The sequence below is a fragment of the Corynebacterium sanguinis genome, from assembly GCF_007641235.1.
GTDB lineage: Bacteria > Actinomycetota > Actinomycetes > Mycobacteriales > Mycobacteriaceae > Corynebacterium > Corynebacterium sanguinis.
The window spans coordinates 914,179-936,942 of sequence record NZ_CP038157.1; the positions used below are offsets into that span (position 1 = coordinate 914,179).

Consider the following 22,764-nt stretch of genomic DNA (forward strand, 5'->3'; position numbering starts at 1 on the left):
CTGTTGGGTGTCTGGGGCAGCACGTGTGTTGTTTCCTTGTGATCCTGGTGTCTCTTGCTTGTGTGCGTGTGTGCACGGGTGGGGGGGTTGGGGTGTGGTGTGTGAGAACTGTATAGTGGACGCGAGCATCTTTATTTTTTGTGTGTGTGTTTTGTAGTGTTTTTTATCAAGGGCGTACGGTGGATGCCTTGGCATGCTGAGCCGATGAAGGACGTGTGAGGCTGCGTTATGCCTCGGGGAGTTGCCAACTAAGCGTTGATCCGAGGATGTCCGAATGGGGAAACCCAGCACCAGTTGTGTGGTGTTACCCGCAGGTGAATTCATAGCTTGTGTGGGGGTGTACGCGGGGAAGTGAAACATCTCAGTACCCGCAGGAGAGGAAAATAATAATGATTCTGCTAGTAGCGGCGAGCGAACGTGGATGAGGCTAAACCATGTGCGTGTGATACCTGGCAGGGGTTGCGTGTGTGGGGTTGTGGGATGTGATTGTTACCAGGGCTGTCGACTTGGTGCGTGTGTGTTGTGTGTTAGCGGAAGTCACTTGGGATGGTGCGCCGTAGTGGGTGAGAGCCCCTGTACGTGAAAACATGCAATGTGTGCGTTGATTGTGTCCCGAGTAGCAGCGGGCTCGTGGAATCTGCTGTGAATCTGCCGGGACCACCCGGTAAGCCTAAATACTCAGTGTGACCGATAGTGAATAGTACCGTGAGGGAATGGTGAAAAGTACCCCGGGAGGGGAGTGAAATAGTTCCTGAAACCGTGCGCTTACAATCCGTCAGAGCACCTCGTGTGTGTGATGGCGTGCCTTTTGAAGAATGAGCCTGCGAGTCAGCGGCATGTCGCGAGGTTAACCCGTTGTGTGGGGTAGCCGTAGCGAAAGCGAATCCTAATAAGGGTGTGTTAGTGGCATGTCCTGGACCCGAAGCGGGGTGATCTACCCATGGCCAGTGTGAAGCAGCTGTAAGAGGTTGTGGAGGCGCGAACCCACTTAGGTTGAAAACTGAGGGGATGAGTTGTGGGTAGGGGTGAAAGGCCAATCAAACTCCGTGATAGCTGGTTCTCCCCGAAATGCATTTAGGTGCAGCGTTGTAGTAACTTGCCGGAGGTAGAGCTACTGGTTGGTTGAGCGGGACTATCATCTTAGCAATGTCAGCCAAACTCCGAATGCCGGTTTAAGTGTTCTATGGCAGTGAGACTGTGGGGGATAAGCTTCATAGTCGAGAGGGAAACAGCCCAGATCGCCGGTTAAGGCCCCTAAGGGTGTACTAAGTGGAAAAGGATGTGGGATCGCGAAGACAGCCAGGAGGTTGGCTTAGAAGCAGCCATCCTTGAAAGAGTGCGTAATAGCTCACTGGTCGAGTGGTTCTGCGCCGACAATTCAGTGGGGCTCAAGTACACCGCCGAAGCCGCGGCACACTATTTTTGTGTGGGTAGGGGAGCGTCGTGTATGGGGTGAAGCAATACTGTAAGGGGTTGTGGACTGTACACGAGTGAGAATGCAGGCATGAGTAACGAGTGATAAGTGAGAATCTTATCCGCCGGATGACTAAGGGTTCCTGGGTCAAGTTCGTCTTCCCAGGGTGAGTCGGGTCCTAAGGCGAGGCCGACAGGCGTAGTCGATGGTTAACGGGTTGATATTCCCGTACCCGTGTATATGCGCCCAAGGGTGAATCGGTGATACTAACCACCCTGACCGCACCATATGATGATCCCTTCGGGGGTTGGTCGGTGGTGTGTGATGCGTGGGGCCTGAACCGTAGTAGCCCAGTGATGGGGTGACGCAGTGAGGTAGCCTAGCCACTTATTGGATTGTGGTGTAAGCGTGTGGCACGACGATGAGTGAAATGCTTGTTGTCACAAAGTGTGAGGCGTGATGCGTAGCCCCTTAAGGGGTGATGTAGGTGATCCTGTACTGCCGAGAAAAGCCTCTAGCGAGTGTGTACACGGCCCGTACCCGAAACCGACACAGGTAGTCAGGTAGAGAATACTAAGGCGGTCGGGTGAACTGTGGTTAAGGAACTCGGCAAAATACCCCCGTAACTTCGGGAGAAGGGGGACCTCTACCGGTGCGCAGCTTTTACGGTTGTTGTGCTGGTGGGGGTCGCAGAGAATAGAGGGGAGCGACTGTTTATCAAAAACACAGGTCCGTGCGAAGACGTGATGTTGATGTATACGGACTGACGCCTGCCCGGTGCTGGAAGGTTAAGAGGACCTGTTAGAGCCCTTGTGGTTCGAAGCGGAGAATTTAAGCCCCAGTAAACGGCGGTGGTAACTATAACCATCCTAAGGTAGCGAAATTCCTTGTCGGGTAAGTTCCGACCTGCACGAATGGCGTAACGACTCCCCTGCTGTCTCAACCACAGGCCCGGTGAAATTGCAGTACGAGTAAAGATGCTCGTTTCGCGCGGCAGGACGAAAAGACCCCGGGACCTTCACTATAGCTTGGTATTGGTGTTCGGTGCGGTTTGTGTAGGATAGGTGGGAGACTGTGAAGCCGTCACGCTAGTGGTGGTGGAGTCGTTGTTGAAATACCACTCTGACCGTAGTGGATACCTTAACCTTGGCCCATGATCTGGGTTGGGGACAGTGCCTGGTGGGTAGTTTAACTGGGGCGGTTGCCTCCCAAAGAGTAACGGAGGCGCCCAAAGGTTCCCTCAGCCTGGTTGGCAATCAGGTGTAAGAGTGTAAGTGCACAAGGGAGCTTGACTGTGAGACGTACATGTCGAGCAGGGACGAAAGTCGGGACTAGTGATCCGGCACCAACGTGTGGAAGTGGTGTCGCTCAACGGATAAAAGGTACCCCGGGGATAACAGGCTGATCTTCCCCAAGAGTCCATATCGACGGGATGGTTTGGCACCTCGATGTCGGCTCGTCGCATCCTGGGGCTGGAGTAGGTCCCAAGGGTTGGGCTGTTCGCCCATTAAAGCGGCACGCGAGCTGGGTTCAGAACGTCGTGAGACAGTTCGGTCTCTATCCGCCGCGCGCGTTGAAACTTGAAGAAGGCTGTCCCTAGTACGAGAGGACCGGGACGGACGTACCTCTGGTGTGCCAGTTGTTCCGCCAGGAGCACGGCTGGTTGGCTACGTACGGAAGGGATAACCGCTGAAAGCATCTAAGCGGGAAGCCTGTTTTAAGATGAGGTTTCTTTTGAGGTTCCCCACAGACTATGGGGTTGATAGGCCAGATCTAGAAGACGGGCAACCGTTGAAGGTGACTGGTACTAATACACCAACAAAAAACACAAACACCACACCAAAAGTGTGTGTGCGACGCGTCCACTATGCAGTATCTGACACACCACACCCCCCCACCACCGTTAACAGCACGGTGGCAGTGTCACAACAACAATAAAATATGTGTACCCCACGATTGTGTCGGTGGTTGATGGCGGCGGGGAAACGCCCGGACCCATTCCGAACCCGGAAGCTAAGCCCGCCCGCGCTGATGGTACTGCCCCCGGGAGGGGGTGGGAGAGTAAGTTACCGCCGACCCAACAACTTAACAACACACAAGCAGCCGCACCCCCAAAAACACAGGGGGGTGCGGCTGCTTTTGCGTGCGCCACCCAACGAGAGCCAGTTGAACTGCGCGCACCGAAAGACACGCGAAGAGTCAACGCGCGCCTTGACTTCCTTGTTGAGGCTGCTTTCACAATCGCCCCCAGTCCGAATTGTGCACACCACCCACTCCGCCACGGCAGAGTCGAACGACGCCTCGAGCACTCCAGTCCGCATGGCGCACACCACCAACTCCGCCACCACAGAGTCAGGATGGCGCTATGGTCCGTATTGCGGACTGCGCCACGGCAGAGTCGGGAACAAATTCATCGAGCCGGCTCAGTAAAGCGAGCACGAAGTATTCACAACTCTGCAGCGGCAGAGTTAGGTGGCGTTTCCCGAAGCCGTTTCGTGGTGCGCCAACATACTTCGCTCTCGGCTCGTCCACACTGCGGACTCTGCCACGGCAGAGTGAGATGATGCTCGAACCAACGCATCGCTCGATCCACGAGCGCTCCACCCCCGGCCACTCCGCATCGCGGACTCCGCCAACTCCGCCACGGCAGAGTCGAAGGACGTGCCGGCTTATACGGTGAAGCCAAAGCGCCTCGTCTTCGATGAGCGCGCACAGTAGACTCCGCAGCTGCAGAGTTAGATTACTCGAGCCACCGCCTCGGTCAAGCTGATAATGCTCCGCCCATGGCCACTCGCAGGGCGTGCCCCATTAACTCCGCCACGGCAGAGTCCGAGCGTCGTAAAGTGTGCACTCCCCACGCCAGTCCGCACTGCGGACTCCCCTTAGGACACCTCCAAGAACCCGGGGACACCGAACTCACGCTCCGCGCCCGTAAGGGGATCGCGGAAGCCGAGGTAAACCGACTTCAACCGCATGGGCACCGCGAAGTCCTCCTCCCCGAAGGGGTTGACGGTGGGGTACACGGGGTCTCCGAGAATGGGTGCTTCAGCCTCGTTCATCTGCACCCGCAGCTGGTGGGTGCGACCGGTGACGGGCTCGAGGAGGTAGCGCGCGAGGGGGAATGTAACGCTGTGGAGGGATTGCATGGTGGGGGCGTCGATACGCAGTGCCTCGCGCACGTGAGTGAGCGCGTTGGGTTCCCTGCCCTCGATCACGGTGGAGGCGATCTCGCCATGCTGTTTGTCAATGTGGTGGTGCCATGATGTGGGCGCGGTGATGCCGATGTCTTCGGCTATCGCTTCATAGTGCTTGCGAACCTGCCGGGCGGCGAAGAGCTCCTGGTAGGCGCCGCGGTGCTGTCTTTGCTTCGTCAGCAGGAGTAGCCCCGAGGTCATGCGGTCGAGGCGGTGGGCGGGCGTGAGGTCTTCGTTGCCGGTTGCGCGGCGCAGCCGCACGGTGGCGGATTCGGTGATGTGCGCGGCGCGTGGCATCGTCGCTAAGAATGGTGGCTTGTCCACCACGAGGATGGTGTCGTCCTCGTAAACCGTCTCGATGTCGTAGGGAACGGGCTTTTCGGGGGCCGGCCGGCGGTAAAAGAAGACGTCCGTGCCTGGCTGCACGAGCTGATCTGGGTGCAGCGCGGTGCCGTCGCGGAGGACAACTTCCCCGGAATCGAAGCGTTCCAGAACCGCGGAGTCATCGTCATCCGGGTGCCGATGCCGCTGCTCAGCGATGACGCGGGCGATGAAATCGAATGCTGTGACCGGGTCGCCGTCGGGAAGCCGCACGCGGCTCGCGCCCAAACCACTTCGAGGGGGCAAAGGAATTGCCCCGTTTTTCTTCCTCCGCACCATAATTGCGCTAAGTTTACTGCATGGATTTTAACGCTATTCTCACGCCGCTCGTGGCGTTCTTCTCTGACGGTATTGGCAAGATCATCTTCGACGTACTGCAGGCGATCTACGGCTTCCTGTACCCGTCGAACGCTGACGCGGCGTACCCCATCGAGATCCCGAAATAAGCACTAGCGACCACAGACTCAGCCCACCGCGGGGCGCTAGAATAAGGGTGTAGAAGCGATCCGGTTCGAGCACGAATCACAGTCAGGTTAGGGCCGGAACGCACCGACAACCGAAAGGGTGTTTCCCATGACTAGCGCAAACCGCGAAGACATTGTGGTCGTTGCCGTTGACGGCTCCCCCGCGTCCGACAACGCAGTGCGATGGGCGGCGAACACCGCCGCAAAGCGCGACATCTCCCTGAAGCTCGCGGCCAGCTACACCATGCCCCAGTTCTTGTACGCGGAAGGCATGGTTCCGCCACAAGAGCTTTTCGACGACCTCCAGCGCGAGACCACGGCCAAGATTGATGCCGCCCGTGAGCTCGCGCTGAGCATCGCCCCTGACATCCGGATCGGTCACGCGGTCGCGGAGGGCTCGCCGATTGACATGCTCCTTGAGATGTCGAACGACGCGACCATGATCGTCATGGGCTCGCGCGGCCTCGGCGGGCTCTCGGGCATGGTCCTGGGCTCCGTTTCCGGCGCTGTGGTGTCGCACGCCTCCTGCCCCGTCGTAGTAGTCCGCGAGGACAACAACGTCACCGAGGACAACAAGTACGGTCCTGTGGTGGTTGGCGTCGACGGCTCCGAGGTGTCCAAGCGAGCGACCGAGGTCGCCTTCGAGGAGGCCGTCGCCCGCGACGCGGAACTCGTCGCCGTCCACACCTGGATCGACGCCCCCATCCAAGGCCCCGGCTCCGGTTACGCGATCACCGAAGATTACTGGTACGCCATGCAGCAGGAGAAGGAAGAGAAGCTGTCCACCTACCTGAGCGGGCTGCAGGAGCAGTACGGCGATGTCCCGGTGCGCAAGATCATCACCCGCGATCGTCCCGTCCGGGCTCTGACGGAGGCGGCGCGAGGCGCGCAGCTACTGATCACGGGCTCCCACGGGCGCGGTGGTTTCAAGGGAATGCTGCTAGGATCTACGTCGCGTGCGCTCTTGCAGTCCGCACCGTGCCCCATGATGGTTGTTCGCGGAATCTGAATCGTTTCCGACTCGTAACCGAAATTGGGTAGTTTGGTGCAGAGAAGCGTGCGGCAATGATGCACAATAGAGAAGACATTGATCGCTACTTGAAAGGAACTTGAACTATGACCTGGGGTTGGATTGGTTGGATCATCATCGGTGGCATCGCTGGTTGGGTTGCTTCGATGATTAAGGGCCGCGACGCTCAGATGGGCATCCCGCTGAACATTATCGTCGGCATCATCGGCGGCCTGCTCGGCGGCTGGCTGCTCGGCCTGTTCATGGACGACCCGATGAGCAACATCTTCATGAGCTTCATCACCTGCCTGTTTGGTGCAGTGATCCTGCTGACCATCGTGAACATGTTCAGCGGTTCGCGCCGCTAAGCGCTTCGACCGCTGCCAAGCGGCCACCACTGTGCCTTAAGGTGCGGTGGGGGCCGCTTTTTGCCTACCCGGGCTGGTGTGAACGTACCGGTTTGTCTATATTGAGTAGGGAACGATTTAGGGTGACAGACAAGGGGTAGAGGTGACGACCGGATCGCCGGGCAAGAAGAAGGCACCCGCGCGGCGCCGAAATCGGCCAACACCGCGGGACCGGCTTCTCGACGCAGCGACGAAGCTCTTCACCGAAGAGGGCATCCGCGTCATCGGCATTGACCGCATCCTCCGTGAGGCAGACGTCGCTAAGGCGTCGCTCTACTCGCTGCTCGGCTCGAAAGACAACCTCGTCATCGCGTACCTCGAAGAGCTCGACAAGGGCTACCGCAGCCGCTGGCAGGCGCGGACAGAGAAGACCCGCGATACCGACCAGAAGATCCTCGCCTTCTTTGACATGGCGATCGAGGAAGAACCCCAAAAGGAGTTCCGCGGGTCCCCCTTCCTCAACGCCGCCAATGAATACCCCCGCCCGGAAACCGACTCCGAGCGACGCATCGTCGCGGCGGCTACGGCGCACCGGGAGTGGCTGCACTCGACCATGACCCAGCTTCTCACCGCGAAAAACGGCTACGCGTCCGACCAGCAAGCAGACCAGCTGCTCATTTTCTTAGAGGGTGGGCTGTCCGGCGCACGGATTTTGCGCAACACCGGGCCCTTGGAAACGGGCCGCGAGCTCGCGGTTGAACTGCTCGCGGCGCCGGCGATCGACTACTCCATCTGAGAATCGTCAGACGAGCCGCGCTGCTTCCTCTCCGCGATACGTTTTCTCCTAATCTCCCGCATTGCTTCACGACGCTGGGCGTTCGCGCGCTTCTTCTCCGCCTTCGCCTCTTCGGCGGCGGCCTTGTCCGCGTCCTTCTCAGCCCTGATCTCGGTGCGCACCTGCGCGTAAGCCGAGGGGTTGGACATGGCCGAGAGCTTCCTGCGCCGGCGCGATCGCTTCTTGTCGCGTGCCTCGCGGCGGTGGGAGAGCTCCACGCTTTTCTTCTCCAAGATGTGGGCGCGGTGGTCGTCGGCAAGCGGATAAAGCTTGACCATCAGATACCACAGCACGATCGTCTGAATAAAGGTGAAGAAGTTTCCGCTAACCCAGTACAGCAGCAGGGCGATGGGGACCAAGCCCGTCAGCCCGGCGAACGCCAGGCCAAGGCCGGCGACGGGTACCAGTGCCCAGATGAACACGTAGGAGCGGTGCGCCAGTGCGCTTCCCCAGTCCAGCGTGGATCGCGAGCGAATCTGCGAGATCGCCAGGTTGAGCGTCGTGAAGCAGACTGCGGCGAGGAGCATCGGGATCGCGAGGGCGCGGACGTCGGCAAGCGTTGTGCCCAGATGGGCGAACTGCTCGGGCGTCATTGAGACGTACGCGGGCAAAGGCACACCGAGGAGCGTCGAAGCGCGGAAGGACTCCACCTCGGCCGGGCTGAGCACGCCCAGCGAGTGGCCCGCTGAGGAAGAGGGCACCGCCATCCGCAGCAACAAGCGGTACAGGCCGAGGAAGAACGGAATCTGAATCAGCGCAGGTAGGCACCCCGCCAGCGGGTTGTAGTTGTACTCCTTGTGCAGCTCCTTCTTCGCGCGCTCGTGCGCCTGGATGCTCTCGGGGGTGATCTCATCGGCGTACTGCGCCTCAATCTCCGCCAAGCGGGGGCGCATCAACACAACCACGCGGGCAGTCTTGTACGTGTACCACTGCAAAGGAACGATGACGATGCGGATTGTCACCACCAGCAAAACCACCGACGCGACCCAAGAGTTCGAGCTTTCCATTCCGAAAACTCCGGCGAGGAGCCAGTGCCAGAACTTCATCACCGCCGATACGGGGTAGACAAAGGCATCAATCATCGGGCAAATACCACCTATTGGGTCGACTGGGCAACTAGGTTAATGTTAGGCCATGCTCTCCACCCAGCCGCCACCCGTCGCCCCGCCGCGACGGCGCACCAGCGCGAGCCAGGTCGTTGGCGAAGCGCTGCTCACCTTTGGCGTGTTGCTCCTGCTCTTCGCGTTCTACGAAGCGTTTTGGACAAACCTCGCCTCGGCGAAACTGCAAAACAATGCCGAAAACTCCCTTGAGCAGCAGTGGGTCAACCCCCGCACCGCATCGACGCGCGAGCTGGGCGAGGCGTTCGCCCGCATGTACATCCCGGCGTTCGGCTCCGACTACCAGTTCGCGATTATCGAGGGCGTCGACGAGCAGGACCTTTTGGCCGGGCCCGGCCGCTACCCCGATACCCAGTTGCCCGGGGAGCCAGGTAACTTCGCCGTCGCCGGGCACCGCGTGGGCAAGGGCGCTCCCTTCAACGACCTGGGTGCCCTTCGCGCGTGCGACGCAATCGTGGTGGAAACGCAAACGCAGTGGGTTACCTACAGGGTGCTGCCCATGGCTACCGACGCGGGCACCCGCTCCGCCGAGGCCTCCGGTTGCCTGCCGGGCGACATCGCGCAGAGGGTCATCGGCGGCGACTACTCCCAGGTTCAAGGCCGCCACATCACGCTGCCTAACGACGTCAGCGTTCTCAACCCTGTGCCGGGAACGGCCACCGTGGCCGTCGCGCCGGGCGCCGTCGGCATCCTAACGCTGACAACGTGCCACCCGCAGTTCTCCAACGCGGAGCGCATGATCATCCACGCGGTGCAGACCGAAGCAACGGACAAAGCCGCCGGAATTCCGGCGGCAATGACGGAGGTGAGTTAAATGTACGAGGCCATGTGGCACCTGCTGCCCGGACCGAAGCCCGTCAAGGTGCTGCTCGCCCTTGCGCTGGCCGTCGCCGTGTTCTTCCTGCTCATGGAAGTGGTCTTCCCGTGGGTTTCCACTCAGATGCCGTACAACGACGTCGTTGTGTAGCGTCTAGCGGCCCAGCACCTCTGCGACGGTCTTCGCCATCGTCTCTTGGCCGTTCGGCGTCGGGTGCGCGGGGTAGGAATTCGTGTCGGAGCCGTCGATGTCGGCCCAGCGCTCCTTGGGCACGGCGCATGAGGTGTGGTGCTCGACGTCGTCAGGCAGCACAAAGATCGCGCCGCTGGCCTCCGCGGACTGTTTCACCGCGTTGTTGATCGCAGCGGTGAGCCACACGGCCCACTCGACGCCCTCACGCCCCACCTGCTCCGTCAGCTCGCACTGCTGTTCCACCGACACCAACGGGGTGTAGCCGGTGGCGATCACGATCGCGGTCGGGGCCTGCTTGCGGATCTCATCGTGAACCGCGGTCAACTTGGACGGTAGCTCCGCGAGGCGCTGGGCGGTGGGCAGGGCGAACTCCTGGGCGCAGTTGCGGTCCGAGCCCTCCATCATCTCGTTAATGCAGCGGGCGATGTTGGCGAAGTCCATGTCGTTGCCGCCGATGGAGATCGTGACCAGGTCAGCGTCGCGCGGCAGGCTTTCGATCTGCGGGGCGATGTTGACGTTCTCGTCCTCCTCGATGCGCGGGCCCATAATGTTTTCCGTCGTCGAGCCCTGGCACGTGGCGTCCGTGAACTCGACCGAGCGGCCGAGGCGATTCGCGAGCTCGTTCGGGTAGTTGTCCTTCGACTTCGCACAGAAGCTGGAGTCTGCCTTCTCGCCCGTTGCCGAGCCCATCGACGCATACGAATCGCCCATGGCGACGTAGACGTCGATGTCGGAGGGCTCAAGGTCGGCGATTGGCATCATCGCGGTGGCCTGCTCGCGGGTGGGGTTCGGGTCGACAGTCGGGGTCACGCCTAGGGGCGGGGCGACCGACGTGTGCGTGCTCACGTTGTCGATCGGTGTGGATTGACACCCCGTAAGCAGGAACGCGGAGGTGACGGCGGTGGCGGCGAATGCCGCGACACGCCTCATGTCCACCTCGGAACGGGTCGAACCCAGCGGCGTAGGCCGTCGATAAGCATGTCCGCGTCATCAGCGAGGACAAGCGACGCCCGATCAGTCGGGCGGATGAAACCTTGAGCAACCATGTGATCAATCATAGACACGAATGGGCTCCAGAATTGCACCCCGAGCAAGCCAATAGGCCGGCTATGGTAGCCCAATTGCTGGCTGGTCCACTGGTCGAAGAGCTCATCAAGGGTGCCCGTGCCGCCGGGCAGCGCTACGACGGCGTCGGACAGCTGCGCCATCCGCGCCTTGCGCTGCGCCAAGGTGTCCACCATCTCCAGCCTGGTTAGGCCCTCGTAGCGCAGTTCGTGGCCGGCCAAATGGTTGGTCAGCACACCAATCACGTTGCCGTCGTGGGACGTCGTCGCCTCCGCGACCCGGCCCATGATGCCGAGGCGCGAGCCACCGTAGACCAAAGCGATTCCGCGGCGGGCCAGGGCGGCGCCGAGGGCGTCGGCAAGCTTCGCGTTGGCGGGGTCGCTGCCCAAGTTCGCGCCCGCGAAAACGGCGATGGCGTTGATCTCACGCGCGCGCAGGGCGGGGAAAATCTCCCCGGCGAGCAGCGGCGCTAGCGGCGTGGAGCCGGGGTGGTGCGGGTCGACCCAGCGGACCTCGTCGATCTCGCCGCTGGCGACTGGGTGCAGCGCGCCGGGCGCGGGCTTGCGGATGAACACCGTGCCGGTGACCATAAAGCCCGGCTCGTTGGAGGCCGCGGCGGTAAAGACGCCGACAAAACCCAGCTCGGAGGCATCGATGTTAAGCCCGACCTCCTCGCGCGTCTCGCGCAGCGCGCAGTTAATCAGGGGCTCATCGCCCTCGGGTTTGCCGCCCGGCAGCTGGAACCGGGGGCTGCCCACTTTGCGCACGCACAACACGCGGCCAGCGTCGTCGCGGATCACGAGCGCGGCTACGCGGATGGGCTGGGGGAGGGTCACAGGTTTAGGTTAGCGATACCCTGCTCGGCCACAACCTGAGCCTTGACCGACTCGTTCTGGTTGGTAAACACCGTCACCGCCACGGGCCCCTTCGCCACCGAGTACGCCGCGCCGATGCGCTCGGGCACAGCGCCGCCGCCGTGGCGGCCGCCGTTCCACCCCTCAGGCTCGCTGGCGGGGTCGGTGTAGTCAATGGGTGCCGCCCAATCGACCACCGCCATCGCTTCCTCGGGGCTGGCCATGTGCCGCACCATGACCGTGAGCTGGGGTTCTTCCGGGTACGACCAGAAAACGCACGCCGGGGTGTCGAAGCGATTGTCAACCCCGATGGCCGTGACCTTCTGGCCGTTCGCCTCGGCCACCCACTGCGTATCTAAATAGGGGCAGGTTCCGGCTGGGTCCTTCTCCACGGCGGGCAGCTCGGTCACGCCCAGTCCAGAGTCGCTGACCGGCTGCGGTGCCGCGCTGGGAGTAGCGCTGGGTTCCGCCGAGGGCTCCGGCGCGCAGCCGGCGCCGAGTACCGCGAGTCCGGCGATCGCAAGCGCCACGCCAGGCCCGGTAAGGCGCCGGCCGGGGGTGGGTAGGGTAAAGCGCATGGCCTCCAGACTAGTGAAGTTGGACAGCGAACCCCGCGAGGTCCCCGACAACAAGGCGCTGGACACCGGGATCACGGTGCTGTCGGCATCGTTGCTGGTGGTTTCCCTGCTGGCGCTCGTGCAGATGCCGCTGAACTCGGCGCTGCTGCACATCGTCTTGGTCTCCATCTTCGCGTTCCTGCTGTTCTACGGCCTCGTCGAAATGCCGCGCTGGGGCCGCGCCGGGCAGGCAGGCTGGCTGATGGCGCTGACAGGCATGTGGATCGCCGACATGATGGTCACCCCGCTTGCCGTCTACTGGGTGTTCATCCTCTTCTTCGTCTACCTACGCACGTTCAACGACTGGCGGGGCGTGGTCTGGGTTGCCCTCGGCCTGGGCATCGCGGTCGGCGCGCAGGTGCCCACCGGGTTGACGTTCGGCGGTGTGATCGGGCCCGTCTTGTCCGCCCTGGTGGTCATCGCCACCAACTACGCGTTTACCACCATTGCCCGCGTGAGCAAGGAGCGCGAGTCGCTTATCGACGAGCTCTTGGCCACGCGCCAGCAGCTCGCGGCCACAGAGCGCGAAGCGGGCGTGTCCCAGGAGCGCGAACGCCTCGCCCACGAGATCCACGACACCGTCGCCCAGGGCCTGTCCAGCATCCAGATGCTGCTGCACGCCGCGGACCGCGACCTCGACGCCACCGGCTTGAGGCCCGACGAGCTTTCCCGGGCGAAGTCGCGGATTGAGACGGCGCGCCGGGCCGCGTCGAACAATTTGGCGGAGACGCGCGCGATGATCGCCGCTTTGACGCCCGCGCCGTTGACGGAGGCGTCGTTACACCAAGCACTCGAACGGATCGCGCGCGACTTCTCGCAGGCCAGCGGCATCGACATCGAGGTCGACGCGGACGGGGAGCACACGCTTCTGCCGATGCGGTGCGAGGCGGGTCTGCTGCGCATCGCCCAGGGCGCGGTATCGAACGCGGTGCAGCACTCTGGCGCAACGCGCATACGCGTCACCCTGACGTACAGCCCCGAGGAAGTCCGGCTCGACGTGGTGGATAACGGGCGCGGGTTCGACCCGCTGGCGCTGAGCAGCGCGCCGACGGGGCTCGGCCACCTCGGGCTCTCCGCGATGCGCTCGCGCGCCGAAGAGCTCGGTGGGGAACTGATCGTGGAGTCGGCGCCGGGCGGGCCGACGGCCGTGACCGCCGCGGTACCCGGTAACATCAATCAAAAGATGGAGGAGATGTAAATGATTCGGGTGCTGCTGGCGGATGACCACCAGATTGTCAGGCTGGGATTGCGCGCCGTGTTGGAAGAAGCCGACGACATCATGGTGGTCGGCGAGGTCGCTACCGCCGAGGGCGCGATCTCGACGGCCCAGGCCGGCGGCATCGACGTCATCCTGATGGACCTGCGCTTCGGCGCCGGGGCGGAGGGCGCGAAGGTCACCACCGGGGCCGAGGCCACCGCCGAGATCCGCCGCACGATGGAGTCCCCGCCGCAGGTGCTGGTGGTGACCAACTACGACACCGACGCCGACATCCTCGGCGCAATAGAGGCGGGCGCGGTGGGCTACCTGCTCAAAGACGCCCCGCCGGCCGAGCTCGTGGCGGCGGTGCGCTCCGCCGCGCGAGGCGACGCCGCGCTGTCCCAAGTCGTGCGCACCCGCTTAGAGACGCGCGAAAGCACCCCGCGCTTCTCGCTCACGCCGCGCGAGCTGGAGGTGCTGCAGCTCGTCGCCGGGGGCTCGTCGAACCGGGAAATCGGCCACGAGCTGATGCTGTCGGAGGCAACCGTGAAGTCCCACCTCGTGCACATCTACGACAAGCTGGGTGTTCGTTCCCGCACCTCGGCCGTGGCGTCGGCGCGGGAACAGGGCATGCTCTAGCGGCCCGACTTCTTCTGGATCTCGCCGGTGACCTCGTCGAGGTCGCGCTCGATGGCGACGTGGGCGAGGCGCTGCTGCTCGGTATCCAGGCGCTCTGCGTTGCTCACTGCCTGTTCGAGCTCGTCGAGACGCACTTCAACGTCCTTGATAAAGCTAGACGACAGCGACGGGGTGTTGTGCAGGTTGTTGGTCTGGCCGCGCAGCGCCTCGATGCGCGCCTTGAGCTCCGCGCCGCGGCCGGAGTGGCGAGCGAGGTCCTGGGAGCTCAGGCCCATCGAGTTGGCGCGCGACTCGATGCGGTTTTGCTGGTACGAGGTCATCGCCTTGTACGCGAGCGGAAGCAGAACGGGAATTAAAACGCGCGCGGCGCCGACCCAGTTCTTCGCCTTCTTCTTGGTCAGCCCGGACTCCTCAACGCGCTTGAGGTGAGCCTCGGCAAGCTTCTTCTCGTGCTTGCGCTTGCGCTTCAGGCCCTTCTTTTCTTCGGTAAGCAGGCGCTTTTCCGCCTTGTCGAGCAGCTTGGCGGTGCGGTGTTCCTGCTTCGCTTCGTTCATGGCAAGTTGGCGGGCGCGAACTTCAGCGGCCTTGATCTCGGCCTTGGTCTTTGCCCGGTTCTTCCGGATCGTTTCAATAATTCCCATGTGACATACCTTACCTGCCAATGGGCCGATAGGATGGGGGTCGCTGTGAGCGACTTTCAACTCATCCGGGCCTCCGACCTCGTGGGCTGCCGCTACCGGCTGCGCCAGCGCCACGCGCACCCGGACATCCCGCCGCTGCCCGAGGCGCTCGCCCGCCAGCCGCAAATCGACGCGGGCCGCGCCGCCGTGTTCGCCGCCCTACCCGTCAAACGCGCCCTCGGCGACGGCAGCTCACGGGCGTTTACCCGCGTTGACCTGGACCCAGTGAGTGGCATCGAAGAGGCCGAGGCCCGCACCCGCGCGGCGATTCAGGCCGGCGCGAGCATCATTACCAACGCTGTTCTTACCGGCGAGGTCGCAGGTGTCGGTGTGGTCGCGGAGATCGACATCCTCGCGCGCAACGAGGCGGGGCAGCGCACGTACATGCCGGTGATGATTTCAAACCACCGCGTGGCTAGGGCGTCGACAAGCGAAAAGCTCAAATTCGTGCCCGCGTACCGGCTGTCCTTGGGTGCGCCGCTGGCAACGGGGGCGAAGCTGCGCCACCACACCGTCGACGGCTACCGGCTTGCGCTGGCCCACCTTCTGCTCGGTGAGCGTGCCGACGCCCGCACCGCGCTGATCGGCCAGGACCGCTCGCGCGCCTACCTCACCGACGTTCAGCGCTTCATCCCCCCGCTGCTTGCCGCCCTGCGCGCGCCGACGCCCACCGAACCGCGCAGGCTGAAGCAGTGCGCCTCCTGCCGCTTCTGGCCCTTGTGCGAACCGCAGCTGAAAGACGCGGATGATATTTCACTGGTCCTGCCGGGCGGGCGCGCCGATGGTTTCCGCGCCCAAGGGATCACCACGGTGCAATCGCTTATCGACGCCCGCGCCGGCGAGCCCTCCACCATCGCGCGCGCCTGGCGCGAGGGGATCCCCGTGCTCAAGCGCACCACCGAGATAAGCGTGCCGCGCGCCGACGTGGAGATCGACATCGACATGGAGGCCTACCTTGATCAGGGCGCCTACCTGTGGGGCACCTTTGACGGCGAGGCGTACCGGGCGTTCGTGACCTGGGACGAAGTCGGCGGGGAGTGGGAGGAAGCGAATTTCCTCGACTTTTGGACGTGGCTGATGGAGCAGCGCGAGCAGGCGCTCGCCGCGGGCAAGACGTTCGCGGCGTACTGCTACGCGGCGGGCGGGGAAAACCACTGGCTGAAGTCCTCGGCGCGGCGCTTCGGGTCCGTGGATGAGGAGCAGGTGCGCGAGTTCATCGCCTCCGCGCTGTGGGTCGACGTGTTCGCGCATGTGCGCACGTACCTGGTGGGAACCGATGGGCTGGGGCTCAAAGCGCTCGGGCCTGTCGTCGGTTTCGAGTGGGAGGACGACGACGTCGACGGCGAGCGCTCCGTCGCGCTGCGGCGCGCGGCCCGGCTTGGCGACGCCGCGGCGCGCGACATGCTGCTGCGCTACAACGAGGACGACTGCCGCGCGACGCGGGCGGTGCGGCAGTTTCTCAGCGACGGCGCGCCGGGGGTTCCGCTTATGAGCAACGTCGCTGGTTAAGCGCCAGCGCGAGCCCGACGCCGACGAGCACCGCGAGCAGGGCGGCGAGCACCGCGGTAAAGCCCCACCAGGCCAGACCCTCGAAGGCGGCGCCGGTGGCCGCGCCCAGGATCGACGAGCCCAGGTAGTAGCACAGCACGTACATACTCGACGCCTCCGCGCGGTCGCGCTGCGCGATCTGGCCGACCCACCCAGAGGCCGTGGAGTGCATGGCGAAGAAGCTCGCGGTAAACACGAGCAGGCCGGCGAGCGCGAGCCACAACGCGCCGCTGCCCGCGGCCAGCGCGCCGAGGAGCATCAGCGTTGCGCCCGCCCCGACCACGCGGCCGCGCCCGAATCGGTGCACCATCGAGCCCGCGCGTGCCGACGACCACGTGCCCGAGAGGTACATCACGAACACCAGGCCAGCTAGCGCCGGCGGCAGGCGGAAGTGGTCAACGGCGCGGTAGCCGAAGAAGTTGTACATGGACACGAACACGCCCATGCCGATAAACGCAGTGAGGTAGAGCGCAACAAGGCGCGGGTTTTTCAGGTGGCGCGCCATGGCCCGGATCTCCGCGCTGGGGCGGATGGACTCCTTCGGGAGGAAGTTGCGTTGCGGCGGCAGCAACAGCGCCACCGCGACGGCGAGAACGAGGGCGAAGGCCGACGTGGCCACGAGCGCGACGCGCCACGACGCGAACTCGAGCACGAGCGAGGGAATCAGGCGCCCGCTGAGCCCGCCTATCGACGTCCCCGCGACGTAGAGTCCCATGGTCGCGGGCACGTCCGCATCGTCGACTTCCTCCGCCAGCCACGTCATCGCCACCGCAGGGGCCCCGGCGATCATCGCGCCCTGCACCGCGCGCAACGCGGTGAGCTGCGGCGCACTCTGCGCCAGCGGCAGCGCCAAGCCGACCAGGGTCGCGGCGAGCGCCGAGATGATCAGGATGCGGCCACGGCCGTACCTCTCCGAGAGGATGGAGAAAGGTACCACGCATAACGCCAACACCCCGGTGGCGGCGGACACGCTCAGCGCCGCAACCGAGGGCGATACCTCAAGCTGCTGGCTCAGCGTCGGCAGCAGCGCTTGAGTGGAATGGAGGGAGTTGAAGATGGCCAGGCCCAGGGCAATCATGGCCAGCGAAGCCCTCGCGTACTCGCGTGTACCCCTTCTCACAGTGTGCAACGATAGACCCCCTCGCCGCGCGGGAGGGCGCGGGGAGGGGGCCCAAAGAATCGAGTGAGCGTGCTTACTTGGCAGCAGCCGCGTAACGTTCGTTGACGTCCGCCCAGTTGACGACGTTCCAGAACGCCTTGACGTAGTCCGCCTTGACGTTCTTGTACTGCAAGTAGAATGCGTGCTCCCACATGTCGAGCATGAGCAGCGGGGTGAAGTCAACGGAGATGTTGCCCTGCTGGTCAGTCATCTGCTGGATGATAAGGCGACCAGCAATGTGATCGTAGCCAAGCACAGCCCAGCCGGAGCCCTGAAGGCCGTTAGCGATACCCTCGAAGTGCGCCTGGAACTTTTCGAAGGAGCCGAAATCGCGGTTGATGGCCTCGGCGACCTCACCGGTCGGCGCGCCACCAGCGTTCGGCGCCATGTTCTTCCAGAAGATGGAGTGGTTGGTGTGGCCACCCAAGTTAAACGCCAAGTTCTTGGTCAGGGCGCGCAGGGTATCGGGGTTAGCCTCACCGCCCCGCTCAGCCTCGAGTGCCTCGAGGGCAGCGTTAGCGCCCTTGACGTAGTTGGCGTGGTGCTTGGAGTGGTGAAGCTCCATGATCTCGGCGGAGATGTGGGGCTCCAGCGCGTCGTAAGCGTAGGGCAGGTCAGGAAGCTCGTAAACAGCCATGATTCCTCAAATTCCTTTCGGTTGTTTTTATGGTCCGCATCCCATGATAGGGAAAATCCTGGGGACGTGTTCCCGGGTCGCATGCTCAGGGAACATTCCCGCGACCGGCCGCGTTGGCTCGAGTATGGGATTTCTTTTTGGACGCACACCTGAACTCGTCGATCCGCGCAACGCCCTGCCCGGCCGGGAGGAGCCGGTGCTGGCCCGGCCCCGACCCCACGCTGTGTTGGGCACCCCGATTACGGGCCCCTGGCGCGAGGGGCAAAAGAGGCTGCTCATCGGACTGGGCTGTTTCTGGGGAGTGGAAAAAATGTACTGGCAGCTAGACGGTGTCGAATCCACCTCCGTCGGTTACGGCGGCGGGGTCACCCCGAACCCGACCTACCGCGAGGTCTGCTCCGGAGGAACCAACCACACCGAGCTGGTCGAGGTGGTCTACGACCCGCAGCGCATCACACTCAAGGAGCTCGTCCGCGCCGGGCTCGAGGCCCACGACCCCACCCAGGGCTTTCGCCAGGGCAACGACGTGGGCACCCAGTACCGCTCCGCCTTCTACACCGACACCGAGGAGGAGGCCGAGCTGATCCGCGGCTGGGTGGACCAGTACGGCGAGCAGCTTGCCCAGGCGGGCCTGGGGCCGATCACCACCGAGGTGCGCTCAGGCGCCGACTACTACCTCGCCGAGGACGACCACCAGCAGTACCTGCACAAGGTGCCGGGCGGTTACTGCCCGCACCACTCCACGGGAATCGCCTGCGGCATTTAGTACCCGTGGCGGTTGGGAAACCCGCCCGGTGGGCGGCGCAGCTTGGTGGCGTCCCTGTGGATCCAGCCCGCGGCGTCTTCGAGGGTTTCCTCCGGCTCGTCGACGTCCATCACCGCCGCCCAGTAGGCCAGCGTCTCATCGTGGTAGTTATGCCCGTGTGGTGAGGGGTACTCCTTTGAGGCCAGCTGGTCCATCCCGACCTGCCAGAACGTGATAAACGGCGCCCAGCGCAGCGTGGCGGGAACGTCGAGGCGCTGCGCGCGGGGGGCCTCGACTCCGCGGGAGCCGGGCTCTTTCAGCCAGTCCGGCACCTGGTAGATCAGCTTCCAATCCCACCACACCACCGGGTCGGAGGCGTGCTGCGCAAACACGGCCCGCGGCTCTTCCCACTCGTTGGCAAAAGGCTTGCCCTCGAAGTCGTGGCGGATGTGGCTCGGGTGCGCGGCGAACCGGATGTGGCGACCGCCGTCGACGATGGGGAGGCGCTGCGGGCTTGAAGCGTCGCGGTTCTCGGTCAGTTCTCTGTGGCTGCGCGAGAATCCCGGTACGCCGGTGAACACGCCACCGGCGACACCGTCGAGGAACTCGTCGATGGTGTCGAAGGCGTCGGTGACGCCGTAGGCGCCCAGGGACTCGCCTGCGACGTAGAGCTTCGGGCGCGAGTCTTCGGGAAGTTCCCCCAAGCGTTTGCGAATGGCGTCGATAAGCAGGCGCGATGAGCGCACGGGGGAGTCGCGGTCCGCGAGGTAGGAGTAGGCGGAGGGCAGGTAGGAGTACTGCATGGCCACGATCGCGGTGTCGCCGCGGCCGACGAACTCGAACCCGGAGGTGAGAAAGTCGTTGATCCAGCCCGTCCCGGCCGCCGACATCACGGCGAGGTGGGTGCGTGACCAGGCGTCGGTGCGGTCCAGCTCGCGCAGCGCCGCGGCTACCATGTCGTCGTAGGAGCGGCCGTCGTCAAGCCCGATGAAGATGCGGATCGGTTCGGCGGTGGCAGACCCCATGATCCTTTCGATATCGCGTTTGCGGGGCCCGCCGGCGACAACCGCGCGGCCCTGGCGGCCCATCGTCGCCCAACGCTCCTCAGAATGCGGCGAGCCCGAACGCTCCGGCTCGGTCGGCCGATCCGCGCCCTGCATGAACTGGCGGTCGAGCTCCTCGGCACTCTTGTACGCGCGCGAGAGGAAGCGGCGCACGACGAGCCTGTCGGTGAACACGCCCACGACCGTTCCGGCGGCGATGATCGCCAGCGGCCAGGACGTCACCGGCGGCAGGCGCCGGCCCAGCAGCCCTGCCGCGGTATCGACGATCGATTGCAGCGCCTCGCCCGTGGCGAGCAGTACCCCGTAACCGAGCGTGCCCAGCGTGATCCCGACGAAGGACTCTGCGACGCTGAATTCGTCCTCGCCGCCCACCAAATCGACCTGCTTAACGTGGCGCCGCGCCGACTGGATGAAAGTGATGACGGTTACCGCGCTCATTCCCCAATGCAGCGCGGTATTGGACCACTTTCCGACGCGCTCGTCGCGCACAATCCCACTCGAGCGCACACCGCGCGCGACGGTCTGATTGACCACGTTGCCCGCGATGTGGCCCACGCCTTGGCAGATCGCGACGTTGGCCGCTACCGCCCACCAACGGTGGGGCAGAAGCGACGGTGAAATCGCACCCCAGGTCGCTATTTCCGCGCCCAGAACACCTGGGCCGAAATTTTTCGGAAGGCGCCGCAGTCCCCTCAGCCGCAGGCCAGGGGTGAGATCGGCCCAGACCTCAGCCACCATCAGCGGCGCGGCCAGGATGCCGTGGCTCCCGAAGGTGTAGCGCTGCTTAGCGTTTTCGATCGCTTCATCAAGCGTCGGCGCGTCCGCAGCACGGTTGCGGAGGACGGCTGCGAGGGGGAAGCGCGGCAGACGCTTCAGAGGCGAAAGCATAACCAGCATTGTTGCAAAAAGAGCTACATCTCGCAGGACGGACTTCGCTCCGGTCGCGCAATTGGCCAAGCGGTTGTAGGTTAAACAGACGTGACCATCCTGACGAGCAGTAACGCAGCTCGAGAGCGTGAGACCAGCACTGATCCCGGAATCGTCGCGCACCGCGGCGCATCGGGGCTCTACCCGGAGCAGACGTTCCAGGCCTTCGACGAGGCGTTACGCCTGCCGATCCACGGCATCGAGTGCGACGTCCGGCTCTCCCGTGACGGGCAGCTGGTTGTCTTCCACGACCCGATCCTGAACCGAACCACGAACGGCAGCGGCAGGGTGTCCGTCACCGACTGGTCGGATCTGCGCACCCTCAACGCGGGAACGCCCGACAACCCGCAGCGCATCATGCGGCTTGCCGAGCTGCTTGAGCTCATGCAGGACTACCCGGACAAGCACATTTACGTGGAAACGAAGCACCCCACCCGCTACGGCCCCGAAGTCGACGAGCAGACGCTGCGCGTCCTGCACTACGCGGGATTGCGCGAATCCGAGCGAGTGCACCTGATTTCGTTTTCCCACCGGGCGATGCGCTACTTCACCGAGTTCGCCCCGGAACTGGAAACCTACTACCTATTCCGTCTGCGCGAGAAGAAGTGGAACAAGAAAAACCACATGCTCTCGCGCCCGTACGGCGTCGGCCCGGCGCTTGCGCACCTGCAGGCCAAGCCCGAGCTTTTGGGGTTCAAGGGTTTGAAGACCTACACGTGGACGGTCAACCTGCCGAAGCAGATGCTGTGGTGCCGCGACAACGGCGTTGACGTGTTTGCCACCGATCTGCCGCACTTGGCCGTGGAAACTCTTTCCCGCGGCACCGTTGCACCGGTTTCGCAGTCCTCAACGAGCTAGCCCCCGGTAGCATTGGGCCCCATGGCTAAGAAGAACCGTAAGAAAGCGACCCCTGAGAATTTGCCGGAAGGGATGAGCCGCAGGCAGGCGAAGCTCGCCGCGCGTGCCGCCGAGCGCGAGGCGCTGCAAAAAGACCCCCGCCCGTACGCCGGATTGGCCGCGGAGGCGGACTTGATTGCGCTTCAGGAGTTCGTCCCCTCCGCGGTGGCGGCCCTCGAGGTCGCCGGCGAGACCGTCAACGTTGTGACGGTGCTGCCCGGGACGGGGGCCGCGCTGCGCCGCGCCGAATCCGAGGGCGGCGAGCGTTTTGTGGCGCTGCAGGTCGGCTCCCACTCGCAGAACCCCGGCCGCGATCTCGCCTACGCGCTGAACTGGGTCTTGAGCGCTGAGCCGGGCGAGTCGCTGCAGTCGACGGTCGCCGACGGCACCCAACCTGAGCTTTCATCGCTTATCGACGCCTCGACCACGCCCACCATCACCGAACACCAGGACTTCACCTGGTGGTTCCCCAAGGGAGCAAACATACCGGCCGAGGTGCAGCAGGCCCTGTCGCGCGCCAACGACGCAGTTATCCCATCGACCCAGGTCAAGGCGGACGTGCCGGGCTCAATCTGGTGGGTTAACCCGGGCGGCGGCAAGGGCCACATCCGCTGGGTGCGCACCGACGACAACGAAAACCAGATCTTGTCTGCCCTGGCGCGCATCGCCGCGCGCGGGGAGCTCACCGTCGGCGAGGGAAGCAAGTTCGCCGGGGCGTTTCGCACCCACGGCGTGGTCGTGCCGGTGTGGGATGTCGACCCGGCCGTCGATGTGGCCTCCTACGCCGGTGCGCTCCAGGAGCTGGAGACGAAGATCGCTGCCGAGTACGACAATGACGCCCAGCTCAGCGCCGACGAGCGCAAGCAGCTGGACAACATCAAGTCGCGGCAGGTGACAATCTAGTCCCTCGTTACCGCCTGTTCACCAAGTCTTTCGCTGGAATGAACTAACCGTTCAGCG

At 63.8% G+C, this 22,764-nt stretch carries 21 protein-coding genes and 2 rRNA genes; 14 read left to right on the top strand and 9 right to left on the bottom strand.

Annotated elements, in window-relative coordinates; genetic code table 11:
- Positions 1-156: 156 nt before the first annotated feature.
- Positions 157-3,245 (top strand): 23S ribosomal RNA (locus E3227_RS04550).
- A gap of 129 nt (positions 3,246-3,374) precedes the next feature.
- Positions 3,375-3,492 (top strand): 5S ribosomal RNA (gene rrf, locus E3227_RS04555).
- A gap of 804 nt (positions 3,493-4,296) precedes the next feature.
- Here the strand turns inward: rrf and E3227_RS04560 are convergent.
- The gene (locus E3227_RS04560; RefSeq protein ID WP_144317696.1) at positions 4,297-5,268 is read right to left on the bottom strand and encodes a pseudouridine synthase; all 972 of its coding nucleotides are present in this window, start codon (positions 5,266-5,268) and stop codon (positions 4,297-4,299) included.
- A gap of 20 nt (positions 5,269-5,288) precedes the next feature.
- Here E3227_RS04560 and E3227_RS11530 point away from each other — a divergent pair, with 20 nt between their 5' ends.
- From E3227_RS11530 to E3227_RS04575, 4 genes are all read left to right on the top strand, one after another.
- Positions 5,289-5,435, top strand: coding sequence for a hypothetical protein (locus tag E3227_RS11530; RefSeq protein WP_170228628.1), 147 nt, complete (start codon positions 5,289-5,291; stop codon positions 5,433-5,435).
- A gap of 127 nt (positions 5,436-5,562) precedes the next feature.
- Positions 5,563-6,462, top strand: a complete 900-nt coding sequence (locus E3227_RS04565; RefSeq protein ID WP_136651324.1) for a universal stress protein — start codon at positions 5,563-5,565, stop codon at positions 6,460-6,462.
- 107 nt (positions 6,463-6,569) lie between these two features.
- A complete protein-coding gene (locus E3227_RS04570; RefSeq protein WP_136651323.1) occupies positions 6,570-6,830 on the top strand; it encodes a GlsB/YeaQ/YmgE family stress response membrane protein in 261 nt (86 codons plus the stop codon).
- A gap of 142 nt (positions 6,831-6,972) precedes the next feature.
- Positions 6,973-7,605, top strand: coding sequence for a TetR/AcrR family transcriptional regulator (locus E3227_RS04575; protein ID WP_136651322.1), 633 nt, complete (start codon positions 6,973-6,975; stop codon positions 7,603-7,605).
- On the opposite strand, the gene yidC is transcribed toward E3227_RS04575, so the two are convergent.
- Positions 7,593-8,726, bottom strand: coding sequence for a membrane protein insertase YidC (gene yidC, locus E3227_RS04580; RefSeq protein ID WP_136651321.1), 1,134 nt, complete (start codon positions 8,724-8,726; stop codon positions 7,593-7,595). The genes E3227_RS04575 and yidC overlap by 13 nt on opposite strands.
- Before the next feature lie 52 nt (positions 8,727-8,778).
- Here yidC and E3227_RS04585 point away from each other — a divergent pair, with 52 nt between their 5' ends.
- Both E3227_RS04585 and E3227_RS11535 read left to right on the top strand, forming a co-directional pair.
- On the top strand, positions 8,779-9,579 hold the full coding sequence (locus E3227_RS04585) for a class E sortase (protein ID WP_136651320.1): 801 nt from the start codon (positions 8,779-8,781) through the stop codon (positions 9,577-9,579).
- A complete protein-coding gene (locus E3227_RS11535) occupies positions 9,580-9,732 on the top strand; it encodes a hypothetical protein (protein WP_170228629.1) in 153 nt (50 codons plus the stop codon).
- A 3-nt stretch (positions 9,733-9,735) separates the two neighbouring features.
- On the opposite strand, the gene E3227_RS04590 is transcribed toward E3227_RS11535, so the two are convergent.
- The 3 genes from E3227_RS04590 to E3227_RS04600 are packed head-to-tail and all read right to left on the bottom strand — an operon-like array spanning position 9,736 to position 12,271.
- On the bottom strand, positions 9,736-10,704 hold the full coding sequence (locus E3227_RS04590; RefSeq protein ID WP_136651318.1) for an SGNH/GDSL hydrolase family protein: 969 nt from the start codon (positions 10,702-10,704) through the stop codon (positions 9,736-9,738).
- Positions 10,701-11,675 (bottom strand): TIGR00730 family Rossman fold protein, encoded by a 975-nt coding sequence (locus E3227_RS04595; protein WP_144317697.1) that lies wholly within the window; start codon positions 11,673-11,675, stop codon positions 10,701-10,703. Before E3227_RS04595 ends, E3227_RS04590 begins: the two co-directional genes overlap by 4 nt.
- Positions 11,672-12,271 (bottom strand): DUF2020 domain-containing protein, encoded by a 600-nt coding sequence (locus E3227_RS04600; RefSeq protein ID WP_170228630.1) that lies wholly within the window; start codon positions 12,269-12,271, stop codon positions 11,672-11,674. Before E3227_RS04600 ends, E3227_RS04595 begins: the two co-directional genes overlap by 4 nt.
- Between E3227_RS04600 and E3227_RS04605 the strand changes: the two genes are divergently transcribed.
- Positions 12,270-13,508: a sensor histidine kinase gene (locus E3227_RS04605; protein ID WP_144317698.1), complete on the top strand. Its 1,239-nt coding sequence runs from the start codon at positions 12,270-12,272 to the stop codon at positions 13,506-13,508. The two genes, E3227_RS04600 and E3227_RS04605, sit on opposite strands and share 2 nt — an antisense overlap.
- Positions 13,509-14,147: a response regulator gene (locus E3227_RS04610; protein WP_136651315.1), complete on the top strand. Its 639-nt coding sequence runs from the start codon at positions 13,509-13,511 to the stop codon at positions 14,145-14,147. It begins immediately after the preceding gene.
- Here the strand turns inward: E3227_RS04610 and E3227_RS04615 are convergent.
- Positions 14,144-14,788, bottom strand: a complete 645-nt coding sequence (locus E3227_RS04615; protein WP_144317699.1) for a DUF6474 family protein — start codon at positions 14,786-14,788, stop codon at positions 14,144-14,146. The two genes, E3227_RS04610 and E3227_RS04615, sit on opposite strands and share 4 nt — an antisense overlap.
- A gap of 33 nt (positions 14,789-14,821) precedes the next feature.
- On the opposite strand from E3227_RS04615, the gene E3227_RS04620 reads away from it, so the two are divergent.
- Entirely contained in the window at positions 14,822-16,336 is a 1,515-nt protein-coding gene (locus tag E3227_RS04620; RefSeq protein ID WP_144317700.1) for a TM0106 family RecB-like putative nuclease, read from the top strand.
- Here the strand turns inward: E3227_RS04620 and E3227_RS04625 are convergent.
- Both E3227_RS04625 and E3227_RS04630 read right to left on the bottom strand, forming a co-directional pair.
- Positions 16,314-17,453, bottom strand: coding sequence for an MFS transporter (locus E3227_RS04625; RefSeq protein ID WP_144318594.1), 1,140 nt, complete (start codon positions 17,451-17,453; stop codon positions 16,314-16,316). The genes E3227_RS04620 and E3227_RS04625 overlap by 23 nt on opposite strands.
- Positions 17,454-17,568: 115 nt before the next feature.
- The gene (locus E3227_RS04630) at positions 17,569-18,171 is read right to left on the bottom strand and encodes a superoxide dismutase (RefSeq protein WP_006840378.1); all 603 of its coding nucleotides are present in this window, start codon (positions 18,169-18,171) and stop codon (positions 17,569-17,571) included.
- Between the two features lie 124 nt (positions 18,172-18,295).
- Here E3227_RS04630 and msrA point away from each other — a divergent pair, with 124 nt between their 5' ends.
- Positions 18,296-18,937: a peptide-methionine (S)-S-oxide reductase MsrA gene (gene msrA, locus E3227_RS04635; RefSeq protein ID WP_136651312.1), complete on the top strand. Its 642-nt coding sequence runs from the start codon at positions 18,296-18,298 to the stop codon at positions 18,935-18,937.
- Here the strand turns inward: msrA and E3227_RS04640 are convergent.
- Positions 18,934-20,868 (bottom strand): alpha/beta-hydrolase family protein, encoded by a 1,935-nt coding sequence (locus E3227_RS04640; protein ID WP_245527462.1) that lies wholly within the window; start codon positions 20,866-20,868, stop codon positions 18,934-18,936. The genes msrA and E3227_RS04640 overlap by 4 nt on opposite strands.
- A 90-nt stretch (positions 20,869-20,958) precedes the next feature.
- Between E3227_RS04640 and E3227_RS04645 the strand changes: the two genes are divergently transcribed.
- Positions 20,959-21,765, top strand: a complete 807-nt coding sequence (locus E3227_RS04645; protein ID WP_144317702.1) for a glycerophosphodiester phosphodiesterase — start codon at positions 20,959-20,961, stop codon at positions 21,763-21,765.
- 21 nt (positions 21,766-21,786) lie between these two features.
- On the top strand, positions 21,787-22,707 hold the full coding sequence (locus E3227_RS04650; RefSeq protein WP_144317703.1) for a DUF5926 family protein: 921 nt from the start codon (positions 21,787-21,789) through the stop codon (positions 22,705-22,707).
- The last annotated feature ends 57 nt before the right edge of the window (positions 22,708-22,764 follow it).

What these genes read in the sequence shown, in the direction of transcription:
- E3227_RS04620 (WP_144317700.1), top strand. Translation starts at nt 14,822, where the DNA reads ATGGGGGTCGCTGTGAGCGACTTTCAACTCATCCGGGCCTCCGACCTC.
- E3227_RS04605 (WP_144317698.1), top strand. Translation starts at nt 12,270, where the DNA reads ATGGCCTCCAGACTAGTGAAGTTGGACAGCGAACCCCGCGAGGTCCCC.
- E3227_RS04590 (WP_136651318.1), bottom strand. Translation starts at nt 10,704, where the DNA reads ATGAGGCGTGTCGCGGCATTCGCCGCCACCGCCGTCACCTCCGCGTTC.
- E3227_RS04610 (WP_136651315.1), top strand. Translation starts at nt 13,509, where the DNA reads ATGATTCGGGTGCTGCTGGCGGATGACCACCAGATTGTCAGGCTGGGA.
- E3227_RS04600 (WP_170228630.1), bottom strand. Translation starts at nt 12,271, where the DNA reads ATGCGCTTTACCCTACCCACCCCCGGCCGGCGCCTTACCGGGCCTGGC.
- E3227_RS11535 (WP_170228629.1), top strand. Translation starts at nt 9,580, where the DNA reads ATGTACGAGGCCATGTGGCACCTGCTGCCCGGACCGAAGCCCGTCAAG.
- msrA (WP_136651312.1), top strand. Translation starts at nt 18,296, where the DNA reads ATGGGATTTCTTTTTGGACGCACACCTGAACTCGTCGATCCGCGCAAC.
- E3227_RS04585 (WP_136651320.1), top strand. Translation starts at nt 8,779, where the DNA reads ATGCTCTCCACCCAGCCGCCACCCGTCGCCCCGCCGCGACGGCGCACC.
- E3227_RS04615 (WP_144317699.1), bottom strand. Translation starts at nt 14,788, where the DNA reads ATGGGAATTATTGAAACGATCCGGAAGAACCGGGCAAAGACCAAGGCC.
- E3227_RS04625 (WP_144318594.1), bottom strand. Translation starts at nt 17,453, where the DNA reads ATGATTGCCCTGGGCCTGGCCATCTTCAACTCCCTCCATTCCACTCAA.
- E3227_RS04640 (WP_245527462.1), bottom strand. Translation starts at nt 20,868, where the DNA reads ATGCTTTCGCCTCTGAAGCGTCTGCCGCGCTTCCCCCTCGCAGCCGTC.
- E3227_RS04565 (WP_136651324.1), top strand. Translation starts at nt 5,563, where the DNA reads ATGACTAGCGCAAACCGCGAAGACATTGTGGTCGTTGCCGTTGACGGC.
- E3227_RS04560 (WP_144317696.1), bottom strand. Translation starts at nt 5,268, where the DNA reads ATGGTGCGGAGGAAGAAAAACGGGGCAATTCCTTTGCCCCCTCGAAGT.
- E3227_RS04650 (WP_144317703.1), top strand. Translation starts at nt 21,787, where the DNA reads ATGGCTAAGAAGAACCGTAAGAAAGCGACCCCTGAGAATTTGCCGGAA.
- E3227_RS11530 (WP_170228628.1), top strand. Translation starts at nt 5,289, where the DNA reads ATGGATTTTAACGCTATTCTCACGCCGCTCGTGGCGTTCTTCTCTGAC.
- E3227_RS04570 (WP_136651323.1), top strand. Translation starts at nt 6,570, where the DNA reads ATGACCTGGGGTTGGATTGGTTGGATCATCATCGGTGGCATCGCTGGT.
- yidC (WP_136651321.1), bottom strand. Translation starts at nt 8,726, where the DNA reads ATGATTGATGCCTTTGTCTACCCCGTATCGGCGGTGATGAAGTTCTGG.
- E3227_RS04630 (WP_006840378.1), bottom strand. Translation starts at nt 18,171, where the DNA reads ATGGCTGTTTACGAGCTTCCTGACCTGCCCTACGCTTACGACGCGCTG.